The 24,633-nt window shown below is 59.8% G+C and carries 21 protein-coding genes and 3 pseudogenes; 9 read left to right on the top strand and 15 right to left on the bottom strand.

Annotation, left to right across the window (positions count from 1 at the left end; translation table 11 throughout):
- Window positions 1–23: 23 nt before the first annotated feature.
- Together tdcB and tdcA are read right to left on the bottom strand one after the other, a co-directional pair.
- Complete coding sequence (tdcB, locus tag KB892_RS08640; protein WP_002910762.1) at window positions 24–1,013, bottom strand: bifunctional threonine ammonia-lyase/L-serine ammonia-lyase TdcB; 990 nt, start codon at window positions 1,011–1,013, stop codon at window positions 24–26.
- 93 nt (window positions 1,014–1,106) lie between these two features.
- Complete coding sequence (gene tdcA, locus KB892_RS08635) at window positions 1,107–2,048, bottom strand: transcriptional regulator TdcA (protein WP_002910764.1); 942 nt, start codon at window positions 2,046–2,048, stop codon at window positions 1,107–1,109.
- Window positions 2,049–2,224: 176 nt separating this feature from the next.
- Between tdcA and KB892_RS08630 the strand changes: the two are divergent.
- Window positions 2,225–2,367: pseudogene (locus tag KB892_RS08630) on the top strand (hypothetical protein).
- Between the two features lie 297 nt (window positions 2,368–2,664).
- Window positions 2,665–2,784: pseudogene (locus KB892_RS08625) on the top strand (nitrilotriacetate monooxygenase); the annotation flags it as partial.
- A 40-nt stretch (window positions 2,785–2,824) separates the two neighbouring features.
- Here the strand turns inward: KB892_RS08625 and KB892_RS08620 are convergent.
- The 7 genes and pseudogenes from KB892_RS08620 to KB892_RS08590 all read right to left on the bottom strand — a co-directional run.
- Complete coding sequence (locus KB892_RS08620; protein WP_009484363.1) at window positions 2,825–3,625, bottom strand: phosphate/phosphite/phosphonate ABC transporter substrate-binding protein; 801 nt, start codon at window positions 3,623–3,625, stop codon at window positions 2,825–2,827.
- On the bottom strand, window positions 3,618–4,604 hold the full coding sequence (locus tag KB892_RS08615) for a fatty acid desaturase (protein ID WP_032431967.1): 987 nt from the start codon (window positions 4,602–4,604) through the stop codon (window positions 3,618–3,620). The genes KB892_RS08620 and KB892_RS08615 overlap by 8 nt, the downstream gene beginning before the upstream one ends.
- A gap of 438 nt (window positions 4,605–5,042) precedes the next feature.
- Window positions 5,043–5,789, bottom strand: coding sequence for a proteasome-type protease (locus KB892_RS08610; RefSeq protein WP_002910830.1), 747 nt, complete (start codon window positions 5,787–5,789; stop codon window positions 5,043–5,045).
- A 16-nt stretch (window positions 5,790–5,805) separates the two neighbouring features.
- Window positions 5,806–6,621, bottom strand: coding sequence for a transglutaminase family protein (locus tag KB892_RS08605; protein WP_002910832.1), 816 nt, complete (start codon window positions 6,619–6,621; stop codon window positions 5,806–5,808).
- The gene (locus KB892_RS08600) at window positions 6,618–7,547 is read right to left on the bottom strand and encodes an alpha-E domain-containing protein (RefSeq protein ID WP_002910835.1); all 930 of its coding nucleotides are present in this window, start codon (window positions 7,545–7,547) and stop codon (window positions 6,618–6,620) included. Before KB892_RS08600 ends, KB892_RS08605 begins: the two co-directional genes overlap by 4 nt.
- Window positions 7,541–8,980 carry a circularly permuted type 2 ATP-grasp protein gene (locus KB892_RS08595; protein ID WP_004211064.1) on the bottom strand — a complete coding sequence of 480 codons (1,440 nt, stop codon included), beginning with the start codon at window positions 8,978–8,980 and terminating at the stop codon, window positions 7,541–7,543. The genes KB892_RS08600 and KB892_RS08595 overlap by 7 nt, the downstream gene beginning before the upstream one ends.
- Before the next feature lie 71 nt (window positions 8,981–9,051).
- Window positions 9,052–9,180: pseudogene (locus KB892_RS08590) on the bottom strand (biopolymer transporter TonB); the annotation flags it as partial.
- Window positions 9,181–9,364: 184 nt separating this feature from the next.
- On the opposite strand from KB892_RS08590, the gene KB892_RS08585 reads away from it, so the two are divergent.
- Complete coding sequence (locus KB892_RS08585; RefSeq protein WP_004175476.1) at window positions 9,365–11,110, top strand: alpha,alpha-trehalase; 1,746 nt, start codon at window positions 9,365–9,367, stop codon at window positions 11,108–11,110.
- A 251-nt stretch (window positions 11,111–11,361) separates the two neighbouring features.
- A complete protein-coding gene (locus KB892_RS08580) occupies window positions 11,362–13,482 on the top strand; it encodes a TonB-dependent siderophore receptor (RefSeq protein WP_040237968.1) in 2,121 nt (706 codons plus the stop codon).
- 41 nt (window positions 13,483–13,523) lie between these two features.
- On the opposite strand, the gene emtA is transcribed toward KB892_RS08580, so the two are convergent.
- Entirely contained in the window at window positions 13,524–14,135 is a 612-nt protein-coding gene (gene emtA, locus KB892_RS08575; RefSeq protein ID WP_002910846.1) for a membrane-bound lytic murein transglycosylase EmtA, read from the bottom strand.
- Window positions 14,136–14,310: 175 nt separating this feature from the next.
- Here emtA and ldcA point away from each other — a divergent pair, with 175 nt between their 5' ends.
- Window positions 14,311–15,225: a muramoyltetrapeptide carboxypeptidase gene (gene ldcA, locus KB892_RS08570; protein WP_002910883.1), complete on the top strand. Its 915-nt coding sequence runs from the start codon at window positions 14,311–14,313 to the stop codon at window positions 15,223–15,225.
- A 92-nt stretch (window positions 15,226–15,317) separates the two neighbouring features.
- Window positions 15,318–17,051: a potassium/proton antiporter gene (locus tag KB892_RS08565; RefSeq protein WP_002910885.1), complete on the top strand. Its 1,734-nt coding sequence runs from the start codon at window positions 15,318–15,320 to the stop codon at window positions 17,049–17,051.
- A gap of 16 nt (window positions 17,052–17,067) precedes the next feature.
- On the opposite strand, the gene dadX is transcribed toward KB892_RS08565, so the two are convergent.
- The 3 genes from dadX to KB892_RS08550 form a co-directional block, all read right to left on the bottom strand.
- A complete protein-coding gene (gene dadX / locus KB892_RS08560) occupies window positions 17,068–18,138 on the bottom strand; it encodes a catabolic alanine racemase DadX (protein ID WP_062955018.1) in 1,071 nt (356 codons plus the stop codon).
- Window positions 18,139–18,147: 9 nt separating this feature from the next.
- Complete coding sequence (locus KB892_RS08555) at window positions 18,148–19,446, bottom strand: D-amino acid dehydrogenase (protein WP_032417301.1); 1,299 nt, start codon at window positions 19,444–19,446, stop codon at window positions 18,148–18,150.
- Window positions 19,447–19,544: 98 nt separating this feature from the next.
- Window positions 19,545–19,691 (bottom strand): hypothetical protein, encoded by a 147-nt coding sequence (locus tag KB892_RS08550; protein WP_004145506.1) that lies wholly within the window; start codon window positions 19,689–19,691, stop codon window positions 19,545–19,547.
- A 76-nt stretch (window positions 19,692–19,767) separates the two neighbouring features.
- Between KB892_RS08550 and KB892_RS08545 the strand changes: the two genes are divergently transcribed.
- Window positions 19,768–21,300, top strand: a complete 1,533-nt coding sequence (locus KB892_RS08545; protein WP_002910889.1) for a SpoVR family protein — start codon at window positions 19,768–19,770, stop codon at window positions 21,298–21,300.
- A 74-nt stretch (window positions 21,301–21,374) separates the two neighbouring features.
- Here the strand turns inward: KB892_RS08545 and fadR are convergent, their stop codons facing one another.
- Window positions 21,375–22,094: a fatty acid metabolism transcriptional regulator FadR gene (fadR, locus tag KB892_RS08540; protein ID WP_002910890.1), complete on the bottom strand. Its 720-nt coding sequence runs from the start codon at window positions 22,092–22,094 to the stop codon at window positions 21,375–21,377.
- A gap of 80 nt (window positions 22,095–22,174) precedes the next feature.
- Entirely contained in the window at window positions 22,175–22,306 is a 132-nt protein-coding gene (locus KB892_RS31430) for a hypothetical protein (protein WP_020480987.1), read from the bottom strand.
- 36 nt (window positions 22,307–22,342) lie between these two features.
- On the opposite strand from KB892_RS31430, the gene nhaB reads away from it, so the two are divergent.
- Together nhaB and dsbB are read left to right on the top strand one after the other, a co-directional pair.
- Window positions 22,343–23,893 carry a sodium/proton antiporter NhaB gene (gene nhaB, locus KB892_RS08535; RefSeq protein WP_004189299.1) on the top strand — a complete coding sequence of 517 codons (1,551 nt, stop codon included), beginning with the start codon at window positions 22,343–22,345 and terminating at the stop codon, window positions 23,891–23,893.
- 128 nt (window positions 23,894–24,021) lie between these two features.
- Entirely contained in the window at window positions 24,022–24,552 is a 531-nt protein-coding gene (dsbB, locus tag KB892_RS08530) for a disulfide bond formation protein DsbB (protein ID WP_002910894.1), read from the top strand.
- Window positions 24,553–24,633 lie beyond the last annotated feature (81 nt).

Below are 24,633 nucleotides of genomic sequence, written 5' to 3'. Positions count from 1 at the left end.
CCTGTCCTCACTTATGTATTGAATTAAGCGTCAACAAAACCGGTAATTTGCGATACCCGGGAGAGATCGATATTGCCCCCGGAAATCAGGCTGACCGTTTTGCGGTTCTGGATATAGCTGTCGAGTTTGCCGCTTAATAACGCGGCGCAGGCTAACGCCCCGGCCCCTTCGGTGATCACTTTATTGCGCTGAATTAAGGCGACCATGCTCTGGCGAATGTCATCCTCACTCACCAGGACGATGTCATCCACCAGCTGGCGGGCGATTTCATAGGTCAGTTTCCCCGGGCGGGCGACGTCGCAACCATCGGCTAAGGTGCCGGCGTGGCGATGGCTGGTGATTTCCCCGGCATACCAGGAGGCGGCCATGCCGTGAACATTCTCCGACTGCACGCCGATAATGCGGATTGTCGGGTTAATGGATTTAATCGCAATCGCGATACCGGCAATTAAGCCGCCGCCGCCAATGGGCACGATGACATTATCCACGTCATACAGATCTTCTAATATTTCGAGTCCAATCGTCCCCTGCCCGGCGATAACCTGCGGGTCGTCATAGGGGGGAATAAAAATGCGGCCCTCAAGTTCAACAATATCGCTGGCTTTGGCGAGGGTATCGTTAAAATTATCGCCATGTAGCACCACTTCCGCCGAATAATCACAGGTGGCGGCAACTTTCGATTTCGGCGCCCCTTTCGGCATCACCACTTTCCCGTCAATGCCGAGCATGGCGCAGGAGAGCGAGACGCCCTGGGCGTGGTTGCCCGCTGAGCAGGCCACCACCCCTTTGCGTTTTTCCGCCGCGGTTAAACCGCACAGTTTATTAAAGGCGCCGCGAATTTTAAATGAACCCGTGCGCTGCATATTTTCGAATTTAAGAAATATTTCGCCCTGGCAGCGCTCGCTAAAATAATTCGAACGGGGCATACCTGTTTTATATATTTTTCCCGCGAGGCGTTGTTTCGCTTCGAGAATATCGTCAATAGATACCGGAAGATCGTAGGTAATATGCATTATGGCCTCTGTATCTTAATATAAAGTCAATGACCGGGCGTCATCCTGCTGATAACAGCGAGGACGTGTGTTGGATTATTTAACGACTTTCAGTTACGCAATAATTTGTAATGGCTGCCAGTGGCGGTTGCCCTGCCCCGAGGAATAGTGTTTCGCCATCTCCACCAGCGACGCCGCGGCGGTTTTTAACCGGTAATTTTTCGACCATACCGCCGCATAGCGCGCCACCGGCAAGGCCTCTTTAATGGGGATGGTGACAAACTGGCTCGAGCCAAACGGCGTGGTCATGTCGCAGGGGATCACCGTCAGAAAATCGGCATTGAGCACCAGGTTATAGATCGTCACCACCGAATCGGTATTAACGATATTTTCACGGCGGATACCGCTGCGCTGCAGGGTGGTCAGCAGTTCGCTGTAGTAGCCCATATTGGTCTCCGGCAGCACCCACTGCTCGTGCTGGAGCGAGGCCAGGCGGACGGTGCCGTTGCCGATCCGCGCCCGGTTCGCCACCAGCACAAACTCAGACTCAAACAGCGGCTCGACGTGCAGGTCCTGCAGTTTCATCTCATCGCTCAGCGTCCCGATGGCGAAGTCGAGGCGCCCGTCGCGGATTGCCGGCAAAAAGGCGGAGAGCTGCGCCTCATACATCGAGACCCGCGCCTTGGGGAAAGTCATTTTAAACTGATGCACCATCTCCGACATAAAGGTAAACCCGACCAGCGAAGGGAAACCAAAGGAGACATCCACCACCGCGCTGTTGGTCAGAGCATTCATTTCATTGACCATATTTTTCATTTCACGGGTGATCGCTTCTGACCAGTTGAGAAATACCTGCCCGGCCTCGGTGAGCGAGACGCCGGTATTTCGCCGGACGATTAATTCGCTGCCAAAATAACTCTCCATGTCGCCAATAATTTTACTGACCGCCGGCTGAGTGAGTCCTAACGCTTTTGCTCCGGCCCCGATTGACCCGCTGCGGATCACTTCCTGGAAAACTACCAGATGCTGTGTTTTAGGCAGAGAAAAAGTATTCATCACGTCTCACTTTCATTCCTTTGTTGACGGCGGAAAGTGTAACAAATCGCAATTGCCGGGTTATGTGAGAGCTCTCACAAAGGCTCCGCCGCGGCGGATAAGCAGGATCCACGAGCCAGAATAAGTAAAGTAAAATCAATATATTAAAAGCATCATGAACGCTATTTGCGCGCCTTTTGCCGTGGCCGAATGCGGGGATAAAAATAATTGATGGCGATAACATCGACGGCGAAATGGCGATAAAAAATACGCCTTTTGTACGTTATTCGACCGCGCTATCAGGGTGAGAAGAAAGCCGAAAATTAAATTAATGCTGTAAAGAATAAAAAGCAGACGTAATAAACGCCATTATTTAATGACAAGCCGGTCGGGCATCACATTTTATCCCCGGCGGTTGGGGAAAATGCACGGTCATTATTTACACCAAAGAAACATTAAATTCACAATTTTTCTTTTGGGTCGCGATAGGCAGCGATCTTTTTTCCGCCATAGCACAGTTGGTCATACTTTGATTAAAATCAACCCTGGTAATTTATCTTTTACGACGGCCATTGGAGAGTCATTTGTGTTGCCGATCACAAATCCATAAAACAACGACCCGGCCTATCGTGAAGAGATGATCCCGCGGCTGCGCCAGCAGCTTAACGAGCAGCTGATGAGCGACCAGCTGGCTGTCGACCTGCTCTCTTCCTATCTGCGGATGGATCTTAGCGCCCAGCCGTGGGGCCAGCCGCTAAAGCCCGCCCCGGCGCAGATCGCTGGCCCGGGCATTTCGCCTATAGCTGGCTGACCCCCAGCGCCGCGGCTTCATCCCGCCACGCCAGCAGCGGCGCATAGGCCTCCCGCGACATATCGCTATAGCCGCAGATCAGCAAGGCGTCGCACAGGGAACGATAGCGATCATCGCTTACCAGCTGCTGGAGCGCCTCGCGCAGGCTATTCAGCGTTGCCGCCGGGGTGGCGCCGGCGGTGATCAGCGGCAGCCCTGGCGCGGCCGGGCTCCAGCCGATCGCCACCAGGCCAGCCAGAGCCTGCGGCTGATGGCGCTGCAGCAGAGCGTAGGTCACGCAGTCGATGGCGGCGATATCGGCGTTTTCCTGCTGCAGCTCGCGCAGCGATTGCCGATGGCTGCCGCTGAACATCACCGCTGAAAAAAAACGCCCCTCCCGGGAGAGCGGCGCGACCATTTTACGCAGTACGTTGTAGCCGGACTGCGAGTGCTCGGCATTGCACACCGCCCGACGGCCAAAAAAGTCCCCCAGCATCCGGTGACTATCCGCTTCGCGGACCACCAGCAGGCTGCGATAGCGGCGCCCTTCGCAACCGGGCGCAGCGTAGTGGAAGCAGCCCACCGTCTGCACCTCCGGCAATTGGGTCACCAGCGGGTAGCCACAGGTCTGGCTCAGCAACAGCGTCGGCTGGCGCCAGTGAGCCAGCAGATCCCCGGGGTCAGCCGCCGGAGGGTCCCCCGCCACCATCACGCCGCGTTCGTCCAGCAGCGACTGCACCGTCTGCCACAGGGCCTGGGTCTGTTGACGGTGGATGGCATACATCGGAAAGGTCATGCGTTCAGCCATGTTCTCCTCCCGCCTGCGCCTGCTCGCCAAAGCCCGGATGGGCGTTCACCGCTACCGCCCGGCGGCTAAAATGGCGTCGCCACTCGCCGTACCCGCGCACCAGGAACCCCTGATTACGCTGCAGATACGCCGCCTGGCGATGCAGATACAGTTGACGTAAAGCGTACCAGGGGACCCCTGGCAGATCATGATGCACCGCATGGTAGTTGAGATTGAGGAACAGCGCCCGCCAGGGGAGCCCGGCCTCGTTGATCACCGAGCGGGCCAGCGGGTCATCCGCGGCGCGGTGTTCGAGAAAAGAGCGTACTTTGGTCAGGGCCAGCGCCGGGTAGCTCACCGCCAGCACAAACCACAGCGGAGAAAAACCCTGCGCCGCCATCCAGGTCAGCAGGCCCGTCAGCAGCAACAGATGCAGACTCCACATGGCGATAGCGCGGCGGTCGCCCTCGCGGAAAGCCCGCAGCGCGCTGTTCAGGGTGTGAATAATATCCATCATCGGCGCCAGCAGCAGACGCCCCCAGAAGGTGTTGCGCAGGTGGATAAGGCGGCGCTGCCAGGCTGAGAAGCGCTGCCAGCTTTCCGCCGTTACGTAGTACGATTCGGGGTCATCCTCAGGGTGCGTCAGCAGATGGTTGCGATGGTGCGCCAGGTGGCTGTCGCGGTAGACGCCATAGGGATACCAGACCGCCAGCGGCAGCGTCCCCAACAGCTGGTTAAACCATGCCAGCCGGGTGGGATGCCCATGGATCAGCTCATGCTGTAAGGACATATACCAGGCGGTAAACCAGATCAACAGCAGCGTGGCCGGAAACAGTCCCAGCGTCCGCCAGCCCGCCACGCAGGCAAACCAGCCGCCGTAAACCGTCACAATCAGCAGCCAGGTCGGCAGCTCGCTGCGCCACAGCCAGCTGCGCGCCAGCTGGCGGATCAGGATGCGCTGTTGGTCATCCACATAGACAGCCGTCTTCTTTTCCGTCACTTCCGATACCTTGCCGTGTTGCCTCATTCCCACCGAAGATGTGAGATAACACGTTAAATAACAAAGTATTTAATTGACTTAGCTTTGCCAAAAAGCGCGTTTGTGTTCAGCAGGACAAAGAGAATACCGTCCATGGCGCAACAGGTTGGCGGTGTTTAAACCGGTCCATCATCCGGCGGCGCTGCGCTTGCCGGGCCTATGGGATAACCCCTCCCCGGGCCATCCAGGCCGGTGCAGGCGCAGCGCCGCCGGACAAGGACAGCGGCGTCGCTTTTGTGCCGGGCGGCGGCTGCGCCTTGCCCGGCCTACAATCCGTGCGGCCTGTCGTTAATTTATTTACCGCTGTTGCTGAAATTTTACCGCCAGGTCGAGGATACTTAAGGACTCCAGCGCCTTACCCGCCTTCGCGCCGACGATACCGGCGGAGCGTCACAGCGACTACTCCTCTTCCCGCTCCGCTGGCGTCCAGGTCGGCAGAGTCTGGAAGGTGTGCAACAGCCCTTCGGACCACGCCTTGCGAATGCGGTTGAAGTAGGGATCGCTGTCGGTGATGCGATGCTGCCCGGCACTGCTGAAGCTGCCGCTGCGGTAGAGCAGCGTATCCAGCGGCAGGCCGACGGACAGATTACTGCGCAGCGTCGAGTCAATGGAGATCAACGCGCAGCACATCGCCTGCTCCAGCGGCGTGTCGATGGTCAGCACCCGATCGATGATCGGTTTGCCGTATTTGCTTTCGCCAATCTGGAAATAAGGCGTGTCGCGGGTGGCTTCAATAAAGTTGCCCTCCGGATAAATATGGAACAGACGATGGGTTTCGCCGGCGATCTGGCCGCCAAGCAACAGGTTGCAGTTGAAGTTGGTGTTACTGCAGGTCTGCTGATTGCTGCTGTCGCGCTGGATCACCTCCAGCAGCGTTTTACCGATCAGCATCGCGGCGTCGTAGAGGGAAGTGACCTGCATCAGATTCGGCTCCTGCTGGGTACGGATGCGCGCGCTGAGCAGGCTTATCACGCTCTGGGTGGTGGCCAGATTGCCGGCGGATTGCAGCACCAGCACCCGTTCCCCCTCCTGATGGAAAACGTGCAGCTTTTTAAAAGTGGCAATATGGTCGACGCCCGCATTGGTGCGGGAGTCGGAAGCAAACACCAGTCCATCCGCTAGGCACATGGCCACACAGTAGGTCATTGCGGTTATTCCCGTATTATTGCTGCTGCGCCTGCTGGCTGTGTTCGCGCACTTCAGCGTTAGTTAACATAATCTCCCCGCCGCCGCCCAGCCGGGTGCCCCGTACCGGGCAGGCGTCGAGATAATCCAGCCCGGTCGCCAGCCGTAAATGCTGATTCAGGCGACGGGTATTATTGGTGATATCAAACGACAGCCAGCGGCCGTCGAGCCAGACTTCCGCCCAGGCATGCATCGCCACATGCTGGGCGTTATCGCTGTAGACATAGCCGCTGACGTAGCGCGCCGGGATCTCCAGCGCGCGGCAGCAGGCGAGAAAAACATGGGTATGATCCTGGCACACCCCCTTCGCGCGGGCGAAGGCGTCGGCGGCGGAGTCCTGCACCTGGGTCGCGCCGGGGGAGTATGGCATTCTTAACAGCAGATCCGCCATCAGTTGATTCAGACTCTCTTCCGCCGCATCGGGACGATAGAGGCGCTGGGCAAACTCACGGATCGCCGTATCGGCGCGGGTTAGCGGCGTACAGCGCAGAAAAACCAGCGGCGACAGCAGCTCGGCCTCTTCATCACGCGTCTCCTCCCCTTCGTCGGCGATATCGACAATCCCGCTGGCGCGGATGGTGATCTCCTTGTGCGGGTTATCCAGCGTCAGCACATGCAGCACATTGCCCCAGCCGTCGGTAGTGGTCACCGCCGCGCCGTCCGGCAGGGTCAGCGTCCAGGCGGTGATCGTCTGCCGGGCGGTACTGCGCGGCGTCAGGCGCAGATACTGGGTGGAAAACTTCACTTCTTCATCGTAGCCATAGCGGGTGAGATGATCGATGACCAGTTTCATAAGGCCTCCAGATAGGTTTGTCTGATGCTGTCGGACAGCGCGTTAATTCTCGCCAGCAGCCCGTTAAGGGTGGTCTGCAGGTCCGCCTGCGCCAGGTCGTCACGGGTGCTGAAGCGCAGATCAACGTTAAGCTGATGGGCGAGGCGCAGCGGTTGATAGGAGCGGTCGTTAGCGATCTTCTCCAGCTCGCCCACCAGATCGGCAATGCTGGCGCGCAGCGAACGCGGAATATCGTTGCGCAGGATCAGCAGCTCCATCACCGTTTCGCGACTGACCGGCTGGCGGTAGAGGCTGTTGTAGGCTTCGCGGGCGCTGACCGCATTGAGCAGGGTATCCAGCCGGTAGTATTCCCGCACCGGGTCCGGGTCGTTGGTCAGCTGTTGATCCTTAATCAGCAGCAGCTGGGTGGTGGCGAAGGCGCGCTCAATCAGGGTGCCGATACCGATAAAACTCAGGGCGTCGTTGCGCAGCAGCGTGCCGATCACTGCCCCGCGAAACAGATGCACCCGCTCTTTCACCCACTCAAAAAAGCCGTCGCTCCCCAGCTCGCCCAGCCCCTGCTGGCGGAGGGTCCGCAGTTCAATGCGGGTGGCATTGATGCTCTCCCACACTTCGGCCGACAGACTGCCGCGCACCGCGTGCGCGTTGTTCCACGCCATCTCCACGCAGCTGTAAATACTGCAGGGGTTGTTGCCATCAAGGGCAAAAAAGTTGAGCAGATTGCTCATGGTAAAGCGGGCATGGCGCGCCTGAAACAACTCGTGGGTCATCGACAAATTCAGCGGTAGCGCCAGATCCCGCGACTGCTGGCTGTGGCGGGGGATCATTGATAATTTCCAGGTCACGTCCAGCACCCGGGCGTAGCTCTCCGCCCGCTCGAGATAGCGGGCCATCCAGAACAGTTCACTCGCCGTACGACTTAGCATGATGCGTCATCCTCCATCACCCAGGTATCCTTGGTTCCGCCGCCCTGCGACGAGTTGACCACCAGCGACCCTTCGGTGAGGGCCACGCGGGTCAGGCCGCCGGGCACCAGCCGCATCTCCTGCCCGGACAGCACGTAGGGCCGTAAATCGATATGTCGCGGCGACAGACCTTCCTCAACGAAGGTGGGGCAGGTCGACAGCGCAAGGGTGTCCTGGGCGATATAGTTGGCCGGATTGGCCAGCAGGCGCTGGCGGAAGGCCTCTCGCTCCTCTTTAGTCGAACGCGGGCCGACCAGCATGCCGTAGCCCCCGGCGCCATGGACCTCCTTGACCACCATCAGCTCGAGATTGCTCAGCACGTAGCGCAGGTCCTCCGCTTTCCGGCACTGCCAGGTGGGGATATTGCTGAGGATCGGCTGTTCGCCGAGGTAAAAGCGGATCATCTCCGGGACGTACGGATAGATCGATTTGTCGTCAGCCACTCCGGTGCCGATGGCGTTGGCCAGCACTACGCCGCCGGCGCGATAGACGGACAGCAGCCCCGGGACGCCGAGCATCGAATCGGCGCGGAAGGCCAGCGGGTCGAGCCAGGCGTCGTCGATGCGGCGATAAATCACATCCACCCGCCGCGGCCCCTCGGTGGTGCGCATATACACCGCGCCGTTTTTAATAAACAGATCGGCGCTCTCCACCAGCTCGACCCCCATCTGCTGCGCCAGGAAGCTGTGCTCGAAGTAGGCGCTGTTGAAGCGACCCGGGGTCATCACCACGACGCAGGGATCATCCACCAGCGAGCTTTCGCGCAGGGTCTGCAGGAGGTAGCTCGGGTAGCGCTCCACCGGCGCAATGTGATGCTGCTCGAACATCTCCGGATAGAGGCGCATCATCATCTTACGGTTTTCGAGCATGTAGGAGACGCCGGACGGCGTGCGCAGATTATCCTCCAGCACGTAGTACTGACCGTCGTTATTGCGCACCATATCGACGCCGGTGATATGGGCATAGGTGTTGTTTGGCAGGTTGATGCCCTGCATGCACGGCTGATACTGCTCGTTGGCCAGCACCTGCTCGGCCGGGATCAGCCCCGCGCGCAGGATATTCTGCTCATGATAGATGTCATAGAGGAAGGCGTTCAGCGCTTTCACCCGCTGGCGTATGCCGCGGTCAATGCGCTGCCACTCCCCGGCAGGTATGATCCGCGGCACGCTATCAAACGGGATCAGCCGCTCGGTCCCCTCATCCTCGCCGTAAACGTTAAAGGTGATGCCGATACGGTGAAAAAGCAGTTCCGCTTGCGCTTTTTTCTGCCGGATAGAGAATTGATCGGTGTTGCGAAACCATTGCCACCAGGCATTATAGTGCGGCCGCTGTTCACCCTGCGCGGTCAGCATCTCGTCATAATAATGCCCGTCAGGTAGCGTAATTTTAATCATGGCTATCCCCTCCGGTTGTACTCACTTTGTGGTAATCCCGCTAAGAGATAAGCATTAATTATGCCAGGTCCTCTGCCGCCGCGGCGTTGTGCAAATCGGTTCAGCCCCGCCGTCTGGTTGTGCAAAAAATCGCCAAAACAGCCGCCCGCGCCCGGCGGCGGCTGCACCGTCGTGAGGCAGGGCGACGTTTTTTGCGCCATCGTGGACGCCAGCGCCCTCAGCCAGGCGGCCCAGCCCGCGGCGGTCTCAGGAGACCTGGCAGGTAAATCCTCTGTTTTCGCGCAAAATGTTACCCCTGACACGCGCAGCGGCAGATATTCGTCTAAGGTTTTTGGATGGCCAAACGTCGTGGCCCGCAGTCGATAATGATAAGGAGAACTCCCCATGACGAGTACTGATGCACGTCGTCCCGCTGCTTTGCCCTGTTCCCTGCGCCTGGCGATCGGCGGCGCTCTGATCGCCCTGATGAGCCTGAACGCTCAGGCGGAAGACGGCAAAACCGCGCCGCCCCCCTCGCCGGATATTCTGCTGGGCCCGCTGTTCAATGATGTCCAGAGCGCGAAGCTGTTTGCCGATCAGAAAACCTTCGCCGACGCTATCCCTAACAGCGATCCGCTGATGATCCTTGCCGATTACCGGATGCAAAAAAACCAGGCCAGCTTCGACCTGCGCCACTTCGTCGAACTGAACTTCACGCTGCCGAAAGAGAACGACACCTATGTGCCGCCCAAAGGGCAAACTCTGCGTCAACATATCGATGGCCTGTGGCCGGTCCTGACCCGCAGCACCGTCGAGGTGGAAAAATGGGACTCGCTGCTGCCGCTGCCTAAGCCCTACGTGGTGCCCGGAGGACGTTTCCGCGAAGTCTATTACTGGGACAGCTATTTCACCATGCTGGGTCTTGCCGAAAGCGGTCACTGGGATAAAGTCGAGGATATGGTCGCCAACTTCGCCGCGGAAATTGACGCCTGGGGCCATATCCCCAACGGCAACCGCACCTATTATCTCAGCCGTTCGCAGCCCCCCTTCTTCTCCTTTATGGTGAGCCTGCTGGCGACGCACGATGGCGACCAGGTGCTGAAAACCTACCAGCCGCAGCTGGAGAAAGAGTATCGCTACTGGATGGCCGGAGCGGACGCGCTGGCTCCCGGCAGCGCCGACAAACGGGCGGTGCGGATGGCGGACGGCGCGCTGCTCAACCGCTACTGGGACGATAACGACACCCCGCGTCCCGAGTCCTGGCTTGACGACGTCAAAACCGCCAAAAGCAACCCGAATCGTCCGGCAACCGAGATCTATCGCGACCTGCGCTCCGCCGCCGCCTCCGGCTGGGATTTCAGCTCCCGCTGGATGGACAATCCGCAGCAGCTCGCCACCATTCGCACCACCTCGATTGTCCCGGTCGATCTCAATGCCCTGATGTTCCATCTGGAGAAAACCCTCGCCCGCGCCAGCAAGGCATCCGGGGACAGCGCTGGCGCTACGCAGTACGATGCGCTGGCTAACGCCCGCCAGCAGGCCATCGAGAAATACCTGTGGAATGATAAAGAGGGATGGTACGCCGACTACGATCTGAAAACCCACAAGGTGCGCAATCAACTGACCGCGGCGGCGCTGTTCCCGCTGTACGTTAATGCCGCGTCACGCGAGCGGGCGACGAAAGTGGCCGCCGCCGCCGAGTCGCGCCTGCTTAAACCCGGCGGGCTGACCACCACCACCGTCAACAGCGGCCAGCAGTGGGACGCTCCCAACGGCTGGGCGCCGCTGCAGTGGGTGGCGGTCGAGGGGCTGCAAAACTATGGTCAGCAGAAGATCGCCATGGAGGTTACCTGGCGCTTCCTGACCAACGTGCAGCATACCTATGACAGTAAGCAAAAGCTGGTGGAGAAGTATGACGTGAGTTCGACCGGCACCGGCGGCGGCGGCGGGGAATATCCGCTGCAGGACGGCTTTGGCTGGACCAACGGCGTCACCCTGAAGATGTTGGATCTGATCTGCCCGCAGGAGAAACCCTGCGATGCGCTGCCCGCTACCCGTCCGGCGACAACCCCTTCACCGCAGGACAAACCTGTTGCGGCGCCCGCGGCTAACGACCCCGCCCCTGCGGAACCGCAAAAGACCGGCTCCTGACGCTTTGCCGCCCCCTACCAAAATCGGTAGGGGGAAGCGGTCTCCCTGGTCACTACCGTCCCGTGCAGACCCATTCTGCGGCTCGCGGGAAACACTTCCCCACCCCCTCGCGTTGAACAGGTCACCTTTTCGCTTGATCGCACAAATACAAACAATAATAATTCGCATTACTTTTTAACGAATAATGACAGATTCGTTTTTCACGCGGCGGCGTACAGGAGTACCAGACCGCGTTGGTTCAGGATGATCTTATGAACGTGGCTATTTCTCGAAAACGCCCGGGGCTGCTGTATGCCCTTGCGGTCGCACTCCCCTTCACCGCGCAAGCCGAAGAGACGGTGGTGGTCACTGCCACCCCGCCGGCGTCCGCCAGCGCGCCGACGGAGGGCTACAGCGCCAGCACCTCGCTCGGGGCGACGAAAACCGACCAACCGTTAATCACTACCGCCCAGTCGGTGTCGGTGGTCACCCGCCAGCAGATGGCGGATCAGGGGGCGAATACCATCAGCCAGGCGCTGGAATATACCCCGGGGGTCTACTCCAGCTTCGGCGGCGGCGCCACCCGGTTCGACGCCATCTCCCTGCGCGGCTACCACGGCGGCGACGTCGATAACCTGTTCCTCGACGGCATGCGCCTGATGAGCGACGGCGGCAGCCATAACGTATTGCAAATCGACCCGTGGTTTATCGAACGCGTGGATGTGATCCGCGGCCCCTCCTCCGCGCTCTACGGGCAGAGCGTGCCGGGCGGCGTGGTCAACCTGACTTCCAAACGTCCGCAGTTCAGTCAGCAGGGCCACATCCGCCTGACCGGCGGCACGCAAAATACCAAAGGCGCGGCCTTCGATTACACCGACGCCATCAATGACCAGTGGGCATGGCGGCTGATCGGGATGACCCGCAGCAGCGACACGCAGTATGACCATACCCGCGAAGAGCGCTACGCGATTTCGCCTTCCCTGCTGTGGCAGCCGGACAGCGACACCTCGCTGCTGCTGCGCGCCTATCTGCAAAAAGATCCTTCCGGCGGCTACCACGGCTCTTTGCCGCTGGACGGCACCCGCTACGCGCACAATGGCCGTAAGCTCTCCCCCAGCACCAACGAAGGCGATCCGGGAGATGGCTATCAGCGCCGCCAGCAGATCTACAGCTATGAGTTTGACCACCAGTTCACCGACGTCTGGTCGGTCTATTCCGCCGGGAGCTACACCCATACCAACGTCTCCCTCGATCAGGTCTACCAGGTCGGCTGGATAGATGACAGCGACATGCTGGCCCGCGGCTACAGCGGTTCGCGCGGTTCGCTGGACGGCTGGTCAACCGATAACCGCCTGCGCGCCGATTTCAATACAGGCGACCTGGCGCACACCCTGATCCTCGGCGCCGAATATCATCGCTTCCGTAACGACCTGTGGACCGGCGCCGGCGGCGCGGCGCCCCTTAACCCGTTTAGCGGCTATACCGCGCAGACCGGACATACCGTTACCTACAGCGACGACAATAATCGCCGCTATTACCAGACCGGGCTGTATCTGCAGGATGAGATGGTCTGGAACCGCTGGCATGTGGATGTTTCCGCCCGCTACGACCGCATCGTTTCCCAGCAGGTCAGCGATACCCAAGGGACCTCAAACCGCCGTTCAGACGACCATATCAGCGGCCGCGCCTCGCTGTTGTACGCCCTGGACAACGGTCTGTCGCCCTACCTGAGCTACAGCCAGGCGATCACTCCGGCGATGCTGCCGGGCGCGGACGGCAAACCGTTGAAACCGACCACCGCCGAACAGGTTGAAGCCGGCCTGAAGTTCCAGCCGCCGGGCAGCAGCGATCTCTATAGCATCGCGATTTACGACCTGACGCAAAAGGATGTCGCCACTCGCGACCCGAACATCGCCACCGCCACCTATATTCCGGCGGGTAAGGTCCATTCCCAGGGCGTTGAGCTGGAAGCGCACCACCAGATCACCCCGCAGCTGAGTACTATCGCCTCGTATACCTGGAATCGTCTGCGTTTCCAGGACACCAAAGACGGGACCGACAATAACACGCCGCAGCTGACCCCGGATCAGATGGCCTCCTTCTGGGCGCGCTATCAGTTCCCGGCGGGGATCTCCGTTGGCGCCGGCGTCCGCTACATCGGTAAACAGTGGGCGGATGATGCCAACACCGCGCGGCTGCCGTCGGTCACGCTGATGGACGCCATGATGCGGGCCGACCTCAGCGTCTGGTCGCCAACGCTGAAAGGCGCTTATGTGCAGGTTAACGCCAACAATATCGGCGACCGCGAGTATATTTCCGGCTGCTATGGCACCGGCAACTGTTACTGGGGAGCAGAGCGCAGCGTTATAGCCACCGTGGGCTACGATTTCTGAGGACGTGGCCTCCGGGAGACTACCGGAGGCCAAACGAGGGATTACATGGCGTCCAGCGCTTTCTGTAGTTTCCAGATATAGCGCGGCGCCTGCGGTGCCGGGTGTTTTTTCACCACATGCTCGAAGAACTCATCGGCGTCGAGATCGTTAATCTCCTCGATGGCGTCCTGGCGGTTCGAGGAGAAGGTACGCAGCAGCGCGCCAGCGCCGTTGGCATAGGAGACCACCACCGCATAGCGCATCACCTGCGGGTCTTTGATCCCCGCCAGCGGACCGTTCTCCAGAATGCTCAGATAGGCGGCCCCCATCGAGATATTACGTTCCGGGTTTTTCAGCTCACTGACCGACGGCTCGCCGCGCCACCCCATCCGCCGATAGACATCGCGTCCGGAGGTCGACGGCTTGAGCTGCATCAGCCCGACGGCGCCGGATTTACTCACCACCGCAGGATTACCACCCGACTCGATGGCGATGATCGCCGTGATCAGCTGCGGATCCACGCCCCAGGCGGCGCCGGCTTTTTCACTGATCGGCATCCACTGCATCGCCCGCTTCACCGGGACCTCGGGGTTCCACGGCGGGTTAGTGTAATCATGTTTCGAACTACAACCGGCCAGAAAAACGACTAAAATAAGCAACCATCTCAATTTCACACATCTATCCTTATCTACCCAAACGCCATCATGCTACAGAACGACGGCCGCGGTACATCTCCCGCCTGCCGACAACCTGAAGGATGACGGGTGCGGACTGAAGTTAGCCACCTGGAGATGACAATCGCCATTCCAGGCGGCATCATAACCCTTTCATTCATAGCAAGGAATTATCATGTCTCAGTTTTATCTGGTCGCGCCATCCGGGTATTGCATCAACCAGCAGGCGGCAGCCCGCGGCGTCGAGCGTCTGCAGCAGGCCGGACACGAGGTGGCCCACCAGCAGGTCATTCCCCGCCGGCAGCAGCGTTTCGCCGGGACTGAACATGAACGGCTGGCCGATATTAACCAGCTGGCCCAGTTGCCCGGCCGCAACCGGATCGTCCTCGCCGTGCGCGGCGGCTACGGCGCCAGTCGCCTGCTGCCGCATATCGACTGGCAGGGGCTGGTTGCCCGCCAGCAGCGCGACCCGCTGCTGATTTGCGGCCACAGCGATTTCACCGCTATCCAGTCGGGCCTGCTGGCCATGGGCAACGTCATCACCTTCAGCGGGCCAATGCTCGCCGGCAACTTCGGCGCGGAGACCCTCGACCCGTTTACCGAGCACCATTTCTGGCAGGCGCTACGCCAGCCGGAATTCACCCTCGAATGGCCGGGCGAAGGGCCGAACTGCCGGGTGGAAGGCACCCTGTGGGGGGGAAATCTGGCGATGCTGACCTCGCTTATCGGCACGCCGTGGCTGCCGGCGATCCGCGACGGCATCCTGGTGGTGGAGGATATCAACGAGCACCCGTTCCGCGTCGAGCGCATGCTGCTTCAGCTGTTGCACAGCGGCGTGCTGGCGGCGCAGAAAGCGGTGATCTTCGGCAGCTTCACCGGCAGCGCGCCGAACGACTATGACGCGGGATACGATTTGCCGCAGGTCTTTGATTATCTGCGCCAGCAGCTATCCCTGCCGCTGATTAGCGGACTGGAGTTTGGCCACGAGCAGCGCACGGTGACCCTGCCGCTGGGCGCCCGCGCGCGCCTGGTGAATCAGGCGGCGGCCACCACCCTGACGATCGGCGGCCATCCGGTGCTGACAGAATAAATTTCCCGAACGCATAGGCGGATCCCCTGCGAATTGTTAAAATAGTGTCACTTTTAGCCATTTTTTCACGCCAGTCAGGGAGTACGTGAACATTGGACGCCGCTGCGGTCATTAGTCTGTTTATTCTGGGTTCTGTTTTAGTAACCTGCAGTATCTTATTGAGCTCCTTTTCTTCGCGCCTTGGCATCCCGATTCTGGTCATCTTTCTGGCCATCGGGATGCTGGCAGGCATTGACGGCATCGGCGGCATCCCCTTCGACAACTACCCCTTCGCCTATATGGTGAGTAACCTGGCGCTCGCGGTGATCCTGCTGGATGGCGGGATGCGCACCCAGGCCAGCTCCTTTCGCGTCGCGCTGTGGCCCGCGCTGTCGCTGGCGACGGTTGGGGTGCTGATCACCTCGGCGCTGACCGGGATGATGGCGGCCTGGTTGTTCAAGCTGGATCTGATCGAAGGCCTGCTGATCGGCGCCATTGTCGGCTCCACCGACGCCGCGGCGGTCTTCTCGCTGCTCGGCGGCAAGGGGCTCAACGAGCGCGTCGGCTCGACGCTGGAGATAGAGTCAGGCAGTAACGACCCGATGGCGGTCTTCCTGACCATCACCCTGATCGAAATGATCCAGCAGCACCAAACCGGCCTCAGCTGGATGTTCGCCGTGCATATCATTCAGCAGTTCGGCCTCGGGATCGCCATCGGCCTCGGCGGCGGCTACCTGCTGCTGCAGATGATTAACCGCATCGTGCTGCCTGCCGGCCTCTATCCGCTACTGGCGCTGAGCGGCGGGATCATGATTTTTGCCGTCACCACCTCCCTCGACGGCAGCGGTATCCTCGCCGTCTATCTCTGCGGCTTTTTGCTGGGCAACCGGCCGATCCGCAACCGGCACGGCATCCTGCAGAACTTCGACGGCCTGGCGTGGCTGGCGCAGATCGCCATGTTCCTGGTGCTGGGCCTGCTGGTGACGCCCTCCGACCTGCTGCCGATCGCCATCCCGGCGCTGCTGCTGTCGATGTGGATGATATTCATTGCCCGGCCCCTGTCGGTGTTTGCCGGCCTACTGCCGTTTCGCGGCTTTAACCTGCGCGAACGGGTGTTTATCAGCTGGGTTGGCCTGCGCGGCGCGGTGCCCATTATTCTCGCGGTGTTCCCGATGATGGCCGGCCTGGACAACGCCCGCCTGTTCTTCAATGTCGCCTTCTTCGTGGTGCTGGTGTCGCTGCTGCTGCAGGGCACTTCGCTGTCGTGGGCGGCGAAAAAAGCCAAAGTGGTGGTGCCGCCCATCAGCTGGCCCATCTCCCGCGTCGGGCTGGATATTCACCCGGAAAACCCGTGGGAGCAGTTTGTCTACCAGCTGGGGGCCGATAAGTGGTGCATCGGCGCGGCGCTGCGCGACTTGCACATGCCACCGGAGACGCGGATTGCCGCGCTGTTTCGCAACAATGTCCTGCTGCACCCCACCGGCAGCACCCGCCTGCGGGAAGGCGATATCCTGTGCGTTATTGGTCGGGAGCACGACCTGCCGGCGCTGGGCAAAATGTTCAGCCAGTCGCCGCCGGTGGCGCTCGATCAGCGCTTTTTCGGCGACTTCATTCTTGATGCTGAGGCCCGCTTCGCCGATGTGGCGCAAATCTACGGTCTCGACGGCGGTGAGGAGTTCCGCGAGCATCAGCAGTCGCTCGGGGAAGTGGTGCAGCAGCTGCTGGGCGCCGCGCCGGTGGTGGGCGACCAGGTGGAGTTCGCCGGGATGGTGTGGACGGTAGCTGAAAAAGAGAACGATCACGTGCTGAAGGTTGGGGTGCGGGTCGCGGAAGACGAGGCGGAGTGATCCGCCCCGGAATAGGTTACAGGGTCACAACTGGCACCCGCGGCGCCAGGGCGCACATCAGCTCATAGCCGACGGTGCCGCTGCTGGCCGCCACGTCGTCGATTTTAATCTCTTTGCCCCACAGCTCGACCGGCGCGCCGATCCCGGCCTGCGGACAAGGCGTTAAATCGACCGCCAGCATATCCATCGATACGCGTCCCACGGTAGTGGTACGTACGCCATCCACCAGCACCGACGTGCCGCTCGGCGCCACCCGCGGGTAGCCGTCGGCATAGCCGCAGGCGACGATGCCGATCCGCTGCTCCTGGGTGGTGCGGTACAGGCCGCCATAGCCAATCGCCTCGCCGGGACGCAGGTTCTGCACGCCGATGATCTCGCTGCGCAGCGTCATCACCGGCTTCAGCCCGGTGTTGGCGATGTCCTGCCACTGCCCGGAAGGCGACGCGCCATACAGCACGATGCCTGGACGAACCCAGTCAAAATGCGCTTCCGGATGCCAGAGGGTCGCCGCCGAGTTGGCCAGCGAGCGCGGGCAATCCAGCCCCTCCGCCGCCTGTTCGATACGGCGCATCGGCTCGACAATTCCCTGCGGGTTCTCCGCCTCCGCGAAGTGCGACATCAGCGTCATCTCGCCGACGTTGCTTATCGCCCGCAGCTGCTGCCAGACGGTGTGGACCCGCTCAGGCATAAAGCCCAGCCGGTTCATGCCGCTGTTCACCTTGAGATAGATATCCAGCGGCGCGCGCAGCTTCGCCTGTTGCAGGGCCTTAATCTGCCAGTTGCTGTGGACGCTGGTGGTTAAACGATATTGATCCAGCACCGCCAGCTCATCGGCATGGAAGAAGCCCTCCAGCAGCAGGATCGGGCCTTTCCAGCCCTGCTCGCGCAGCAGGATCGCCTCTTCCAGGTTGAGCAAGGCGAAACCATCCGCCGCGCTTAACGCACTCCATACGCGCGCCACGCCGTGGCCGTAGGCGTTGGCCTTGACCACCGCCCACAGGCGCGACCCGGGGGCCGCGCGACGCACTATCTGTAAATTCTGCCGCAAGGCCAGCAGGTCGATGCTGGCCACTACCGGACGGGTCATGCAAGCTCCTTAGTTGTGTGCGCCGTGCAGGTGCTGCGGGCGCGCCGGGGTAAAACCGGGGCTGTAGCGGGCAACCGCCAGATCGTCGTAAGGGATCGCCGGCGTGCGGCCGGAGATCAGATCGCTGATAAGCTGCCCGGAGCCGCAGGCCATGGTCCAGCCAAGCGTGCCGTGGCCGGTGTTGAGCCACAGATTTTTATACGCTGTGCGGCCGACCACCGGCGTGCCGTCCGGCGTCATCGGCCGCAGGCCCGTCCAGAACGTCGCCTGCTCCACGTGGCCGCCGCGCGGGAACAGATCGCGCACCACCATCTCCAGGGTTTCGCGACGCGGCTGCAGCAGCGCTTTGTTAAAACCGACGATCTCCGCCATGCCGCCGACCCGAATGCGCTCATCGAAGCGGGTGATGGCGATTTTGTAAGTCTCATCAAGGATAGTTGAAACCGGCGCGCCGTCCTCCTGAGCGATCGGAATAGTCAATGAGTAGCCTTTCAGCGGGTAGACCGGTATATCCACCAGCCCTTTAAGCATCGCCGTCGAGTAGGAGCCGAAGGCCATCACATAGGCGTCGCCCTTAATAATCTCATCGCCGCATTTCACCCCGGCAATGCGATCGCCCTCGTGCAGCAGCGCATCCACTGCGGTGTTGAAGCGGAAGGTCACGCCGGCCTGTTCCGCCATTGCCGCCAGACGGGTGGTAAACAGCTGGCAGTCGCCGGTTTCATCATTTGGCAGGCGCAGGCCGCCGGTCAGTTTGTGGCTGACCTCCGCCAGCGCCGGCTCCACCTCCGCCAACCGCTTCGCTTCCAGCAGCTGATACGGCACGCCGGCGTCCTCCAGCACCGCGATGTCGCGGGTGGCATTTTCATACTGTTTGGCGGTACGGAACAGCTGCAGCGTCCCGCCCTGGCGCCCTTCATACTGAATGCCGGTGGTGTCGCGCAGCGCCTTCAGGCAGTCGCGGCTGTACTCCGCCAGGCGCACCATACGGCCTTTGTTCTCCATATAGTGGCGGGTGTCGCAGTTGCGCAGCATCTGCCACATCCACTTCAACTGGAACGAGGTGCCGTCAAGACCGATCGCCAGCGGCGCATGGCGCTGAAACATCCATTTGATCGCCTTCAGCGGCACCCCCGGCGCCGCCCAGGGCGCCGCATAGCCGGGAGAAATCTGCCCGGCGTTGGCCGCGCTGGTCTCCTCTGCCGGACCGGGCTGACGGTCGATGACCGTCACGTCATGACCCGCCTGACTCAAATACCACGCGCTGGCTACCCCAACCACCCCACTTCCCAGTATGACGACACGCATAGCGACTCCGTAACAGTTAAAGAACAATCATCTAATTACAAATTGATAACTCAGTTGAAAATATTATTCAACATACGCTTTATTTATGGTGACTTAACTCACAGCAAACCGCACCAGCCCTGCGCTGTGAGATTTACGATCTCATGCTGCGCTTTATTTTTACCCAGCATTAAATTCTGCAAACAAGGCAAAAAAACGGCTTTGAGATGGGGAAATCGCGAAGAAAAGCGATTGGCGTACAGCACAGTTTGCTGCACCGTGTTCTATGCTTGTTTAGAGGTTTTCCGTTCAGAGAAAACCAACAACAACGAGGGCGCGCTAATGGCTACGATTGACTCCATGAACAGGGACACCACCCGTTTAAGCGATGGACCCGACTGGACGTTCGAGTTACTGGAAACCTACCTGGCCGAAGTGGACCGGGTCGCCAAGCTCTATCGTCTTGACACCTACCCGCACCAGATCGAAGTCATTACTTCCGAGCAGATGATGGACGCCTACTCCAGCGTCGGCATGCCCATCAACTATCCGCACTGGTCGTTTGGCAAAAAATTTATTGAGACCGAGCAGGCCTATAAGCACGGTCAGCAGGGTCTGGCGTATGAGATAGTCATCAACTCCAACCCCTGTATCGCCTACCTGATGGAGGAAAACACCATCACCATGCAGGCGCTGGTGATGGCCCATGCCTGCTACGGGCATAACTCGTTTTTTAAAAATAACTATCTGTTTCGCAGCTGGACCGACGCCAGCTCGATCATCGACTATCTGATCTTTGCCCGTAAGTACATCACCGAGTGCGAAGAGCGCTATGGCGTCGACGAAGTAGAGAAACTGCTCGACTCCTGCCACGCGCTGATGAACTACGGCGTCGACCGCTATAAACGTCCGCAAAAAATCTCTCTGCAGGAGGAGAAAGCGCGGCAGAAAAGCCGGGAAGAGTATCTGCAAAGCCAGGTGAATATGCTGTGGCGCACCCTGCCGAAGCGCGAGGAAGAAAAAGCGATTGAATCCGCTCGTCGCTATCCCTCCGAACCGCAGGAGAACCTGCTGTACTTTATGGAGAAGAACGCCCCGCTGCTCGAACCGTGGCAGCGCGAGATCCTGCGCATCGTGCGTAAAGTCAGCCAGTATTTCTACCCGCAGAAACAGACCCAGGTGATGAACGAGGGGTGGGCCACCTTCTGGCACTACACCATCCTCAACCATCTCTACGATGAAGGGAAAGTGACTGAGCGCTTTATGCTGGAGTTTCTCCACAGCCATACCAACGTGGTGTTCCAGCCGCCGTACAACAGTCCGTGGTACAGCGGGATTAACCCCTACGCGCTGGGCTTCGCCATGTTCCAGGACATCAAGCGCATCTGTCAGTCGCCCACGGAAGAGGATAAGTACTGGTTTCCCGATATCGCCGGTTCTGACTGGCTGGAAACGCTGCATTTCGCCATGCGCGACTTTAAGGATGAAAGCTTTATCAGTCAGTTCCTGTCGCCGAAGATCATGCGCGATTTCCGCTTCTTTACCGTGCTCGACGACGATCACAACAATTATCTGGAGATCTCGGCGATTCACAACGAAGAGGGTTATCGCGAGATCCGCAATAAGCTCTCCGCGCAGTATAACCTCAGCAATCTTGAGCCGAACATCCAGGTGTGGAACGTTGACCTGCGCGGCGACCGATCGCTGACCTTGCGCTATGTGCCGCACAACCGCGTCCCGCTGGACAAAGGCCGGCGCGAAGTGCTGAAGCATGTGCATCGTCTGTGGGGGTTCGATGTGCTGCTGGAGCAGCAGAACGCCGACGGCAGCATTGAGCTGTTGGACCGCTGCCCGGCGCGGCCGAACGCGCTATAGCATTGCGGGGCGAGTAAAATAACAAAGGGGGCCATTGGCCCCCTTGTTCTGTATATCGATCGCGAAAAGCCCGCTTAACGCATATTCATGGCTAAATCACCGGGCAGCGATTTCTGCATCCGGTGCCAGATCTCGCCACTGTCATGGCCGTAGCGACGAACCAGCTCGTAAACCTGGTCATGCAGGCCAGCCTCACACACTTTCGCCAGCTGATGATAGAAACCGAGCGCCAGGCTGCGCGCTTCCGGGCTGGAGAAATAGTGGCGGCCGATGCGGGTATACAACCCCTTCATGCCGTTGAGGATCAGACCGTAGATCGGGTTGCCGGAGGCAAACGCCAGACCACGGAAAATATTATAATCAAGCTCGGCGAAGGCGTCGGCGTGATCCTCCACCTCCCGGGCGCTGTCCAGGACCGCCAGCGCTTTATCCGGATGCTGGCGAAACGCGGTGCGGATAAAAATCGTGGAAATGTTGGTGCGCACGGAGAGCAGATTATCAATCAACTGCGGTACGCTGTCGTGATCGAGGCGCGCCAGCGTTTCGAGGATATTCAGGCCTGAGGTTTCCCAAAAGTTATTCACTTTAGTGGGCTTACCATGCTGAATGGTCAGCCAGCCGTCACGGGCCAGACGCTGCAATACTTCGCGCAGGGTTGTGCGGGTGACACCGATCAGCTCAGAAAGCTCGCGTTCAGCGGGGAGAATCGATCCGGGAGGGAAGCGGTTATTCCAGATACTCTCAATGATGTACTCTTCCGCGAAACCCGCAGGGCTCTGCGCCTTAATGACCATAGTAAGATTTCCATTACACAGCGTTACAATTGCACTCATCATACCAGAGCCGCTATAGCGCAGATAGCATGGCAAGTGAATTAAAAAGGGATCGCCGTTTCATTTTCCGCTTTTACTTTGCGCTTTTCCTTATCTTCACAAACCGCCAGCACGGCGCGAAGAAAGTTGCTTCTCATTTTGCTCAACTGGTACTCTTGCCAATCGTTATGCACAAAACCATGCACTCATTGACGGGGAAGGATTCTGTCGTGGAAATTTCTTATGGCCGCGCGCTGTGGCGCAATTTTCTTGGCCAGTCGCCGGACTGGTACAAGCTGGCATTAATCATTTTCTTAATCGTAAATCCGCTGGTGTTCGCCGTGGCGCCGTTTGTCGCCGGCTGGCTGCTGGTGGTCGAGTTTATCTTTACCCTCGCCATGGCGCTGAAGTGCTATCCGCTGCTGCCGGGTGGTCTGCTGGCTATCGAGGCGCTGCTGATCGGCATGACCAGCCCGGCGCACGTGCGGGACGAGATCGCCGGCAATCTGGAGGTGCTGCTCCTGCTGATGTTCATGGTGGCGGGTATCTACTTTATGAAACAGCTTTTGCTGTTCGTGTTTACGCGCCTGCTGCTGGGGATCCGCAGCAAAATGCTGCTATCGCTGTCCTTCTGCCTGGCGGCCGCCTTCCTCTCGGCCTTTCTCGATGCGCTGACGGTGGTGGCGGTAGTGATCAGCGTCGCCGTCGGGTTCTACGGCATCTATCACCGCGTCGCCTCGGCGCGCCCGGACGATAGCGACCTGCTCGATGACAGCCATATCGAGCAGCACTACCGTGAAGTGCTGGAGCAGTTCCGCGGCTTTCTGCGCAGCCTGATGATGCACGCCGGCGTCGGGACCGCGCTCGGCGGCGTCATGACCATGGTCGGCGAGCCGCAAAACCTGATTATCGCCAAAGCCGCGGGCTGGCATTTTGGCGAGTTCTTTCTTCGCATGGCGCCCGTGACCCTGCCGGTGATGGTCTGCGGTCTGTTAACCTGTCTGCTGGTCGAAAAGTATCGCCTGTTTGGCTACGGCGAACCGCTACCGCCGACGGTGCGCAAGGTGCTGCAGGAGTTTGACGATCGCAGCCGCGCCCAGCGCAGCCGTCAGGAGCGACTGCGGCTGATTGCCCAGGCGCTCATTGGCGTTTGGCTGATCGTGGCCCTGGCTTTTCACCTGGCTGAGGTCGGCCTGATTGGCCTGTCGGTGATCATCCTCGCCACCACCTTTACCGGCGTTACCGATGAGCACGCCATTGGCAAGGCGTTCACCGAGGCGCTGCCCTTTACCGCGCTGCTGACGGTCTTCTTCTCCATCGTCGCGGTTATCATCGATCAGCAGCTGTTCACGCCGGTGATCGAGTTTGTCCTGCAGGCCTCGCCGCACGCGCAGCTGTCGCTGTTTTATCTGTTCAACGGCCTGCTGTCGTCCATTTCGGATAACGTGTTTGTCGGCACGGTCTACATCAACGAAGCGAAAGCGGCGCTCGAACATGGCGCCATCAGCCTGCCCCAGTTTGAGATGCTGGCGGTAGCGATCAACACCGGCACCAACCTGCCCTCGGTGGCCACCCCGAACGGCCAGGCGGCGTTTCTCTTCCTGCTGACTTCCGCCCTGGCGCCGCTTATTAGGCTCTCCTATGGCCGTATGGTGTGGATGGCGCTGCCCTACACCATCGTACTGACGCTGGTCGGCCTGTTATGCGTCGAGTTCACCCTGATGCCAGTCACCGACTGGCTGCTGGCGCACGGCTGGCTGGTGACGCCCACCCTGCCCTGAGTCAGTTTTTGCCCGGGTTCGCCCGGGCGCATCAATAACCCGTTACGGAATATTTTCCGCCGCGCCTCTGGCGTCGGTTCGGTTTTCGTTTACACTGCCATGATTTAGCATCTTCCAGGGAAATGATTATGTTGCAATATTTAAACCAGTGCTCAAGAGGACGCGGTGCCTGGCTCCTGATGGCGTTGACCGCTTTTATTCTCGAACTTGTCGCGCTGTGGTTCCAGCACGTGATGCTGCTGCAGCCGTGTGTCATGTGTATTTACGAACGCTGCGCGCTGTTCGGCATCATGGGCGCGGGACTGGTGGGCGCCATCGCCCCCAAAACGCCGCTGCGCTATGTCGCCATGGCAATCTGGTTGTACAGCGCGATACGCGGACTACAGCTGGCGTGGGAGCATACGATGATCCAGCTGCACCCTTCACCGTTCCAGACCTGCGATTTCGCCGCCCGCTTCCCAACCTGGCTGCCGCTGGATAAATGGCTGCCGCAGGTTTTCGTTGCGTCCGGAGACTGTTCAGTACGTCAGTGGCAGTTCCTGTCGCTGGAGATGCCGCAATGGCTGGTGGGGATTTTCGCCGCCTATCTGCTGGTCGCTATTCTGGTGATCGTTGCTCAGCCTTTCAAAGCGAAAAAACGCGATCTGTTTGGTCGTTAAGCCGCGGCGAGTACAGCCCACAATGAAACGCCCTGCGGGGCGTTTTTTTATGCCTCCTGCGCATCGCTGAATCGTTTCATG

Origin of the sequence: Klebsiella sp. P1927 (assembly GCF_018204675.1) — a bacterium.
Classification (GTDB): Bacteria; Pseudomonadota; Gammaproteobacteria; order Enterobacterales; family Enterobacteriaceae; genus Klebsiella; species Klebsiella pneumoniae.
The sequence above is the reverse complement of the archived record's forward strand: the minus strand, read 5'-3'. Positions and strand labels throughout refer to the sequence as shown.